We start from the raw sequence: 981 nt of genomic DNA, 5'->3' as shown, positions 1-981 counted from the left end.
ACATCACCGGCGAGACGGACGAGGTGTTCGGCCCGCACACGGCGCCCCCCACCGAGGATCACACGATCCGCAACATCCCGCCGCGCTACCCGCGCGAGGCGGCGCGCCGTGGCGAGCAGGGGCGCGTCGTGCTGCTGCTGCGCATCGGCACCGAGGGGGCGGTGCTGAACGCCGCCGTCTATCAGACCTCCGGCTCACCCGATCTCGACGCCGCCGCGATGAAGGCGGTGATGTCGTGGCATTTCCACCCCGCCCAGCAGGACGGATTTCCCGTGGAGAGCACGATCCCCTATTCCTTTACCTTCGAACTGACCGACCGGCGGGAGGACGTGCATTGATACGCATCGACCGGGTGACGACACGCGGCGGCGACGGCGGCGAGACCTCGCTCGGCGACGGGACTCGGGTGCGCAAGGACGCGCTGCGCATCGAGGCGATCGGCGCGGTGGACGAGGCGAACGCCGCGCTCGGGCTGCTGCGGCTGCACGCCGACGCGGCGACCGATGCGCTGCTCGCCCGTATCCAGAACGACCTGTTCGACTACGGCGCCGATCTCTGCGTGCCGGGCGAGGCGGGCGGGCGGCTGCGCATGACGGACGCATCCTGCGCGCGGCTGGAGGCGGAGGCCGAGGCGATGCGTGCCGGCCTGCCGCCGCTGACCAGCTTCATCCTGCCGGGCGGCAGCACGGCGGCGGCGCATGCGCATGTCGCCCGCACGGTCACCCGCCGCGCGGAACGCCGCGTGGTGGCGCTGGCACAGGCGGAGACGATCAACCCCGTCCTGCTGCGCTACATCAACCGGCTGTCGGACTACCTGTTCATCCTCGGCCGCGTGCTCAACGAACACGGAGCGCGCGACGTGCTGTGGGTGCCTGGGGGCGCGGCGGCGACATGACGGGCGCGGCGGAGCGGACGATGCAGACAGCTACGCGGCGTGCCGCGCTGATCGGCGGCGCGGCGGCGGCCGCGGCACTCGTGGCG

Annotated in this window: 2 protein-coding genes; both read left to right on the top strand. The window is 72.6% G+C overall.

All coding sequences use genetic code 11. The features are described 5' to 3' along the window. A partial coding sequence (locus B8460_RS18945; RefSeq protein ID WP_048863183.1) for an energy transducer TonB occupies window positions 1–338 on the top strand: 338 nt, incomplete at its 5' end. After that, on the top strand, window positions 335–895 hold the full coding sequence (locus B8460_RS18940; RefSeq protein WP_048863182.1) for a cob(I)yrinic acid a,c-diamide adenosyltransferase: 561 nt from the start codon (window positions 335–337) through the stop codon (window positions 893–895). The genes B8460_RS18945 and B8460_RS18940, both read left to right, overlap by 4 nt. Window positions 896–981 lie beyond the last annotated feature (86 nt).

Source organism: Acidisphaera rubrifaciens HS-AP3, from assembly GCF_000964365.1.
Classification (GTDB): domain Bacteria; phylum Pseudomonadota; class Alphaproteobacteria; order Acetobacterales; family Acetobacteraceae; genus Acidisphaera; species Acidisphaera rubrifaciens.
The sequence above is the reverse complement of the archived record's forward strand: the minus strand, read 5'-3'. Positions and strand labels throughout refer to the sequence as shown.